Source organism: Frankia sp. CeRuru1 (assembly GCF_977966315.1).
The window spans coordinates 1-8,198 of record NZ_CDWWEW010000238.1; the positions used below are offsets into that span (position 1 = coordinate 1).

Below are 8,198 nucleotides of genomic sequence, written 5' to 3' on the forward strand. Positions count from 1 at the left end.
AGAACGAGGGATGGGTGACTGTCGGAGCGAGCGCCGACACCGCCGAGTTCGCGGTTTCCTCGATCGAGCGGTGGTGGGAGAAGATGGGTTCGAAAGCGTACCCGGAGGCCCGCCGGTTGTTGATTACCGCGGACGCCGGTGGGTCGAACGGGTACCGGAGCCGCCTGTGGAAGGCGAAGATCGCCGAGTTCGCGGAGAAGACCGGCTTGGAGATCACCGTTTGTCACTTTCCGCCGGGTACGTCCAAGTGGAACAAGATAGAGCACCGGATGTTCAGCCATATAACGATGAACTGGCGGGGGCGCCCTCTGGAAAGCCACGAGGTGGTGGTGAACCTCATCGCTTCTACGACGACCAGCACGGGCCTCCGTATCCAGGCCGAGCTCGACGAGGGGACTTACGCCAAGGGAATCAAGGTACCGGACCAGCGCATGCGGGAGCTATCGATCACTCGGCACGATTTCCACGGCGAATGGAACTATACGTTGCGGCCGGCATCCTAACCACATTGTTTGTGGAAGTTATTTGATTCCAAATCCTAAGGCTGGGACCGGTGCTGGCGTGATACTCGCGACAGCACCCTGATCTTGGCCTTCCTTGCGCTGAGAAAGTCCCGCCTACCTGCGCCAACGGCCTTGCTGGTTGCTCCAAATCAAGTTGAGCAATACTGCTCACGAGCAAGAAATTCAGCCATGCTCGACGGTGCTATATGACATACATCACTGCACCGTGACCTGGTCCGCTGTCTGCCGGTCTGTCTGCTGTCGTGTTCATTCACGGGTGGGCTGCCGTGGGTCGCTGACCTTGGGGTTTGTGTTGATGGGACACGTCGGGATCGTTGCTTGATCGGCGTGGTTGGGCATGGATGATCGAGGTTGTGGCTGACCCGTCGGTGTCGTGGGATTCGCGTATAGCGGCTGCCGAGGCGTGGATCGAGGAGGTCGTGGCGGGGCAGGCCGCCGCGGTGGCGGCGAAGGAGCGTCTGGCGTCGGTCAACGAGCGGCTGCGCCGGGTCGTTGAGGGTGTGGCCGAGGAGCATGAGGTGGAGCTCGGCGTGGTGTGTTCGGAGCGCGACCGGGCGCGGGTCGCCGAGCTGGAGTTGGAGAACGCGGACCTGCGGCGGCGGGTCGGGATGGACAACGAACCATCGGTGTCGCCGTAGAAGGAGCCGCTCGGCGCGGGCGAAGCGGCGTGCCGAGCGGCGTGAGGCCTCGGAGCGGGTCCGGTCGAAGGATAAGAGGCCCGGCGGGCAGCCGGGGCATGCCGGGTCGGGGCTGTCGCGGGAGTCGGAGCCGGACCGGTCGTTACCGTCAGACCCGCCGGTCGAGTGCTCGTCGTGTGGCGAGGGCTTGGCGGGTGCCGAGGTGCTCGCCCACGGGTGGGCGCAGGTCTGGGACCTGCTCGACCCGGTGCTGAAGAAGGTCGAGTGGGTGATGCCGCGGCGGGCGCGGTGTCCTACGGGCCCAGGGTGCACGCGGCGACGGTGCTGCTCGCCTCCGAGGGCAAACAATGCCCGGTGGAACGGGCCGCGACGGTGATCGACGCGCTGCTCGGGGTGCCGGTCTCGTCCGGGTTCGTTGTCCGCGCGAACGCTCGCCTCGCCCGGGACTTGGACGCGGCCGGGTTCGACGAGGCGATGAGGACGGCGCTGCGCGCCGAGCCGGTGCTCTGCGGTGACGAGTCTCCGGTCAACGTGCTGCGCAGGGACCTTGACGAGGTCACCGGCATGGTCCTGTCGGGGACCCCGCACCTGCTGGTGGTGCGCACCCCGTCGCCCGGGCTGGTCTGGTACGCGGCGATCAGCTCTCGGTCGTCGGAGGCGATCCATGGCACCGGGATCCTCGACGGCTGGTCTGGCTTCCGGACCGGGCCGTCGGTGCACAGCACCGCGTCCGTCACCTCGAACAGCGCGTCCGCGCGGTGGACCAGACAGTCGTAGAACTCCGGCCGGAAGCGACACAGCCTCCCCAGAGCCTCGACGCGTCCTGGTTCGTCCTGCACACTGCCCATCATGACCTTCGGTTCGATCACGGCTTCTTTGGCGAGAGCACGATCTTCCGAAGATCGCTCCACGTCACGAGGACACGCCGAACCACCCCACAACACCAGTAGGTATCACGCAACGTGACAGTCGGAGGTTAAAGGGCGAGTTCACGCCGGGCGCCCAGAAGTGGGGGAGCCGGCTGATTGATCTGCTCCATGAGGTCAACACCCTCGTCGTCGCCCACACCGCCGGGAAGACCGAGCCCCTATCCAGGAGATGATCGACAGGCTGCTGACCTGGTACAACACCGACGTCTGCATCGGCGAACTGGCGAACATCTCTAGATCCTGGACTGACGAGAGAAACCATCCATGCCTGGGACTCGCCCTGGCCCGCCGCGAAGGCGAGCCTCGATACGGGATCGATCGGGCCCTCAGCAAGCACGATCCTCCCTGCTCAGAAGCACTTTCCCGCTTATCTCCACCAACAGAAGATCAATCCGGCGAAAGTCCGAGGCTATCGCAACAGCAACCCCGGCAACCTCTCCGCGATCACCCACTGTCAATGCTGCGCCACGCAACGATCCTTCGGATCGAGGAACCCTGTTACCAAATCCTGCATGTGACTGGATTCACACCAGGTGCGCTGGCCTGCTGAGGCTGCGTGCCGACTTGACTGCCATGATTCGAAGTTGTTTGATCTGACCTGTGGTCAGATCTTCATCTCGGCGAACTGCAGCATCCGCGTCGACGGCGAGCCTGGCGGTGTGCGCATTGCGTGTAGTACCGGCCGGCGGACTTGTGCAGGTGACATGTTGCCCTGGAGAGGTGCGCACAGTTACGGGAACAGTTATAGCTGTATAGGGAAGAGGTGAACCCTCGGGGGATGGGCATAGCTAAGTATTCTATCAAGCCAAGCATTGGAGTGCTGTGGAAGCCTGACAGGGTGAGTTCTTCAGACTTGCAATCGAGGAAACTGGCAGCGAACCATTGGAGTGTCATGCCCTATTTCTAGGATGCGTCCGTAAGGATACGGCGGAGATGCTCGCCAGGCGACGGGATCAGAATGATCCGCCGATGCTGTGAGCTTTGAACAGAAAAAGCAGTCATGTGTGCGGCCGGCTTTGATTCGCTCGCCGAGTTCGCAGGAGTCTAACCGCCTCGATCTTTTTATGTGAGGGATATATCGACACTTACCGAAAGTATGACACCTATGCTGCGAGGCTCCTAGTAATCGGAATGGGAATCATGACAATCACTGTGGGAATCAATGGCTTCGGCCGTATCGGCCGTAGCTACTTCCGTGCGCTGCTCACTTCCGGTGCCGACATCCGCGTGGCTGCGGTCAACGACCTGACCAGCGCGCAGAGTCTGGCGGACCTGCTGAAGTACGACAGCGTGTACGGGCCGCTGCCGCAGCAGGTCGCGGCGGAGGGCTCATCGCTCAGGGTCGGGGACACCGTGGTCGAGGTTCTCAGCGAACGCGACCCGGCACAGCTGCCGTGGCGCCGCCTCGGAGTCGACGTTGTCATCGAGTCGACGGGCGTGTTCAACGACGCAGCCAAGGCCCGGGCGCATATTGATGCCGGCGCCTCGAAGGTTGTCGTCTCTGCTGCGGCAAAGAACGCGGATCTCACCCTCGTCATCGGTATCAATGATGACCTGTACGACCCCCAGAAGCACACGGTCGTCTCCAACGCTTCGTGCACGACGAACTGCCTGGCTCCCATGGCCCGGGTGCTCGATGACGGGCTCGGCATCGAGTGCGGCACCATGACCACGATCCACGCCTACACGCAGGATCAGAACCTGCAGGACGGCCCGCACCCCGACCCCCGGCGCGCCCGTGCGGCCAACCTAAGCACCATCCCGACCACCACCAATGCCGCCAGTGCGATCGGCCTCGTGCTCCCAAGCCTGAAGGGCAAGCTCGACGGGTACTCGGTGCGGGTTCCTGTTCCCGTTGGCTCGCTGACCGACCTGACCGTCCGGGTGGACCGTGAGACGACGGTGGAGGAGGTCAACTCGCTTTTCCGCAAGGCGGCGGACGGTGAACTTGCACGAATCCTGCGCTACACTGCAGACCCGGTCGTTTCCGCGGATATCGTCAAGGATCCGGCGTCATGCATCTTCGACTCCCTGCTCACGCAGGTTATCGAGGGGCGCCACGTACACATCTTCGGCTGGTACGACAACGAGTGGGGATTCTCCAACCGCCTTATAGACACAACCCAGTTGGTCGGCGGCGCGACTGTATGACGGAACTGGGTAGGGGGGCCACAGTGAGTTAGCCGTCGTGGCGGGTGAGGAACGCCGTGCCAGCCATGCGCGGTCAACGGCAACGTCGGCATGACCTCGTCGGGCACGACGACGCCGGTGGGATGGGTACCGGGGTCGAGCTTGGCGTGCACGGTCAGCCCGGTGCGGGTGGTGGTCGTCCCGATCATGTCCACCACGACCTCGTGGCTGGTCAGGGGGCGTCCGCGCCAGTTGATGCTGATCCGGGAGAACAACCAGTTTTCGATGCTGTTCCATTTCGAGGTACCCGGCGGGAAGTGGCACACGGTGATTTCCAAGCCAGCGGTGTGAGGGGAGTGTCTGATCAGATACTCCCCTCCGGTCAGGCCCTATCTGGCGTGAGCCGGGGGCTTCTTCGGGACTGCCGCCGCAGCGAGCATCTACGTGGGCGCGGTCTCGCCCTGACCGTCGAGTGTGACCCGGGTGCTACTGCGAAGCTCGGCGACAAGGCCGCGGGCGGATTCCGTACCTATGCGAAGTCGCTTGCGTAGCGTCTCTGCGGAGATGGGGCGTTGGTGGTGTTGCCAGTGGAGGACATCTTCGGCGCGGGCTCGGTGGAGAAGGTCCTGCTGGCGTGCCCCCCGTTCTGTCTGACGCGATGCGGCGTCTGTCGCTTTCCGTCGACCTTGGGTGGCGGTTCGGTCTGGAGCCGCTGGCATCTGGGTCTGATCGGTCCCTTCTGCCCCGCTCTCTGGGCGAAGCCCCGGGAACCGGGCGGTGGTCTGGATGGCTTGGAGGAGGCCGGGGCCGACTTCCGCCCATCCGATAAGGAGAAGCGGCCCGACAGCGTCGAAGGCTGCTCTGCCGTAGTGGCCGGTGATGAGGGGTTCGGTGATGTTCAGGGCGAGCGTGACGGCGCTGGCGAAGATCAGTAGGCGTCGTGCGGCGCGGATGACTTCGGTGGGTCCGCCGTGCAGGGTGAGGTGGCGTGCGCCGAGGAGGAGCCCGACGACGGAAAGATCGACTGCGGGCGCCACGAGGATGGCGACGTAGGTCGGGACCCCGAGGCGGATGCCGAGTGCGGCGACGTTGCCGAGCCCGAAGAGGAAGGTGAGCCCGACAACGGTGCCCACGATCACGGTCACCATGCGGGCGGTGCCGTTCGCACCCACCAGGTCTACGGAACGTGTGTTCGATTTGACGGGCGAGGGTGCCGGCTGGGTGCTCACGGGGCGTCGCCCCTGGTCAGGAGCCTTGTGGAGACCGGTCGGACGGTGATCTCGGGGCCCTGAACCAAGATCAGGCGGTTCTTATTGTGTTGCGTTAGGTCCACCATTTCGGTTCTACTCGAACCCACTCGATACTCAGAGTGGTCGAGCAGGCCCGAAACGGTGACAGTCCCATAGATCGTGGCGTCCTCCGCAAGGAGGGCGCCACTGTCGTTTCGGCGCTCATAGCGCGCCGGTGACAGGGCGAAGCGTCGGCGTAGTCGGTTCGTGGTCTCGCGGCCGTCGGTGGCTGGTTTGTCCCCGTCCGCCGTCAACGTCGCGTCCAGTTCGGGCGGCGTGTCGCGTCGCAGGTACACGATCGTCTCGAAGGCTTCCGTCAGCTCGTCGGCCACCACGTGCGGGCTCTTGGCGTCGGCGTCGAGGAACAGCTTGGTGAAGATCGCCCGGTTGAGTACGGCCCGGGTGGGCTTCTTCGATCTGCGGTACAGCTCCTGTGGGTCGGTCAGCAGGTCGAGGATGCCGGTCACAATCTGGTAGCCGACTTCCAGCTTGGCTTCGGTGTCCTCAAGATGCTGCTTGAGGCGGGCCCGTTCCTCGCGGATGCCCCGCATCCGCTCGGTGATCTTCTCTTTCGGCCAGTCCGGATCGTCCACCAGGTCGAGGTAGCGATCTTCCTGCCGGTCGAGTTCCCGCAGCCGTCTGGTGTGCTGAGCTTGGATCTCCTTGGCGTTCTCTTCGCCGCTGGCGACGGCATCCTTCATGGTGATGCGGAGGCTCTGCTACATGTCGTCCGGCACCTGCACGTGGCAGTAGTGCTGCAGGGTTGCCTCCTCGACGTCTTCGACCTTGAAGTAGGGCAGGTCGCAGGTGCCGTCCTGCCGTCCGCGGCAGATGTAGTAGAAGTACTGCACACCGTGACGGTTCTTCGCGCCGGAGATGATCAGGCGTCGTTCGCACCGGCCACACCACACGGTGCCCTTGAGGTAGTGGTTGTAGGTTCGCTGGCGGGTGCCCGCGCCCCGGTCTGCGATTAGAACCTTCTGGACGCGGTCGAACAGATCTTGGTCGACGATGGCTTCGTGCCGCCCTTGGAACTCGACGCCCTCGTAGGTCACAAAGCCGAGGTAGTACCGGTCCCGTAGCAGATCGCCGATTTTGTGGATCGAGATGGGCCGCTCAGGCCGCTTCGGTGTGGGGCGGGTCCGCAGGCCGGCATCGGTCAAGGCCTTGCGGAGCGTGTGGAAGTTGTATCTGCCCGTGGCGTACATCTCGAAGGCCAGCCGGATGAGCGGCGCGCGCACCCGGTCGAAGGCGATGGTGCGGATCTCGCGGCCCTCGAACTGCTCGCGGACGTTGAGGTAGCCGATGGGCGCCTGGCCGAGCGTCCCTCCCCGGCGGGCCTTCTCGCCCATCTTGAAGCGGATGTCCTCGCCGTTGGCCCGCGACTGGAAGCCGTTGAACACGGCGAGGAAGCCGTGCATGGCCTCGCCGAGCGGGGTGTCGTCGAACTTCTCGGTCGCGGAGAGCATGGTGACGTCGAGTTCGCGCAGCATTGCGAGGGTGATGCCGTTTTCCGCCCAGTTCCGGTGCATGCGGGACAGTGAGTAGAAGATCACGTAGTCGACATCGTGGCGTTCACGGATGCGCGCCATCATCTTCTTGAACTCGGGCCGCTTGTGGATGGCGGTCGCCGACCGGCCCGGCCCCAGGTATTCGTCAACGATCTCGACGCCGAGCTCGCGGGCCTGCTCCGCACACTTCCGCCGCTGGGCGGGCAGTGAGATCCCTTCGGGGTCGTAGTCGGTCTTGACCTGCCCCGGGGTGGACACCCGCAGGTAGACGACCGCCCGTTTGATCCCGCCCCGAGCTGGGGCTTCGGTGCGGAAGTAGCGATGTTGCTTTGTCATCTGGTTGCGCTCCTCCTGGTTACGGTTTTTGTTGTCAGGCGCGGCAGGGGTTGGATGTCTCACCCCTGAAATAGCTCACGACTGGCCGGCTCTCGTCGTCGAGGAAACCGAGGTAGGCCAGGCGTACCTTCATGGCTGAGGTGGATACCTTGAACAGCTCGGCCAAGGCTTCAACGTCCTGGAGGCCGCTCGCCCACGCGCGTTTCACCCACGGCCGGGGCATCAGGAAACAGGCGGCGAAGTGGTCGCAAATACGTTCGATCTGTTTACCCCGCTGTTTCTCGTCGGGGGTGCCGAGCCGTGCGTAGAGTGTGGCCCGCGCGGTGTGGTCGATGACATGCTTGATTTCGTGGGCGAGGGTGAAGCGGCGCCGGCCGGAGCTGCTGTTGCGGTTGACCACGATCAGCCAACGGCCGTCACGCCACTCGGAGAAGCCGGCGAGCGTCGGCATGCGCCAGCGGGGCTCGACCTGGACTTCGATGCGCGGCAGCTCGGTTAGCCGCCCGGCATCGGCTGGAGCCTGCCGGATGTCCAGCAGGTGCAGGAGTGTTGTGGCTTGCAGTTCGGCGATCTGGTACGCCTCGCCAAAAGTGAGCGGTCGGCTCGGCGCCAGGCGTCGGAGTTCCTGAATTATTGGTTGCTCGGTCTGATCCATCGGGGATTCCCCTCCTTCCGTACCCACCTACTTGTTATGCGTTTCCTGTGTGTCCGCGCCGTCGGCGGAGCCGCGGTACTTGGCGATGATTTCTTGGATGCTGGCTTCCGCCTCCCGGATTGCGGCTTCGGGCAGGTCGTACTCGGCGCGCAGCATGACATTGAGACTCGGAAGGTCTTCGGGGAG

At 64.0% G+C, this 8,198-nt stretch carries 6 protein-coding genes and 3 pseudogenes; 3 read left to right on the plus strand and 6 right to left on the minus strand.

The features are described from left to right. Both AC08OP_RS16445 and AC08OP_RS16450 read left to right on the plus strand, forming a co-directional pair. On the plus strand, positions 1 to 503 hold a 503-nt coding region (locus tag AC08OP_RS16445; RefSeq protein ID WP_476615007.1), incomplete at its 5' end, for an ISAzo13 family transposase. Positions 504 to 865: 362 nt separating this feature from the next. Continuing rightward, a pseudogene (locus AC08OP_RS16450) lies at positions 866 to 1,867 on the plus strand (IS66 family transposase); the annotation flags it as partial. Here AC08OP_RS16450 and AC08OP_RS16455 read toward each other — a convergent pair. Continuing rightward, positions 1,861 to 2,010, minus strand: a pseudogene (locus tag AC08OP_RS16455) (NF041680 family putative transposase); the annotation flags it as partial. The pseudogenes AC08OP_RS16450 and AC08OP_RS16455 overlap by 7 nt on opposite strands. A gap of 1,233 nt (positions 2,011 to 3,243) precedes the next feature. Between AC08OP_RS16455 and gap the strand changes: the two are divergent. Beyond that, positions 3,244 to 4,242, plus strand: coding sequence for a type I glyceraldehyde-3-phosphate dehydrogenase (gene gap / locus AC08OP_RS16460; RefSeq protein WP_476615008.1), 999 nt, complete (start codon positions 3,244 to 3,246; stop codon positions 4,240 to 4,242). Here gap and AC08OP_RS16465 read toward each other — a convergent pair. The 5 genes and pseudogenes from AC08OP_RS16465 to AC08OP_RS16485 form a co-directional block, all read right to left on the minus strand. Then, positions 4,227 to 4,568 (minus strand): annotated as a pseudogene (locus AC08OP_RS16465) (ISAzo13-like element transposase-related protein); the annotation flags it as partial. The gene gap and the pseudogene AC08OP_RS16465 overlap by 16 nt on opposite strands. 93 nt (positions 4,569 to 4,661) lie before the next feature. Beyond that, positions 4,662 to 5,393, minus strand: coding sequence for a hypothetical protein (locus AC08OP_RS16470; RefSeq protein WP_476615009.1), 732 nt, complete (start codon positions 5,391 to 5,393; stop codon positions 4,662 to 4,664). A gap of 53 nt (positions 5,394 to 5,446) precedes the next feature. Beyond that, the gene (locus tag AC08OP_RS16475; protein ID WP_476615010.1) at positions 5,447 to 6,211 is read right to left on the minus strand and encodes a hypothetical protein; all 765 of its coding nucleotides are present in this window, start codon (positions 6,209 to 6,211) and stop codon (positions 5,447 to 5,449) included. Positions 6,212 to 6,229: 18 nt separating this feature from the next. Beyond that, positions 6,230 to 7,357 (minus strand): recombinase family protein, encoded by a 1,128-nt coding sequence (locus AC08OP_RS16480; protein WP_476615011.1) that lies wholly within the window; start codon positions 7,355 to 7,357, stop codon positions 6,230 to 6,232. A 34-nt stretch (positions 7,358 to 7,391) separates the two neighbouring features. Then, positions 7,392 to 8,012 (minus strand): ImmA/IrrE family metallo-endopeptidase, encoded by a 621-nt coding sequence (locus AC08OP_RS16485; RefSeq protein ID WP_476615012.1) that lies wholly within the window; start codon positions 8,010 to 8,012, stop codon positions 7,392 to 7,394. Between the last annotated feature and the right edge of the window lie 186 nt (positions 8,013 to 8,198).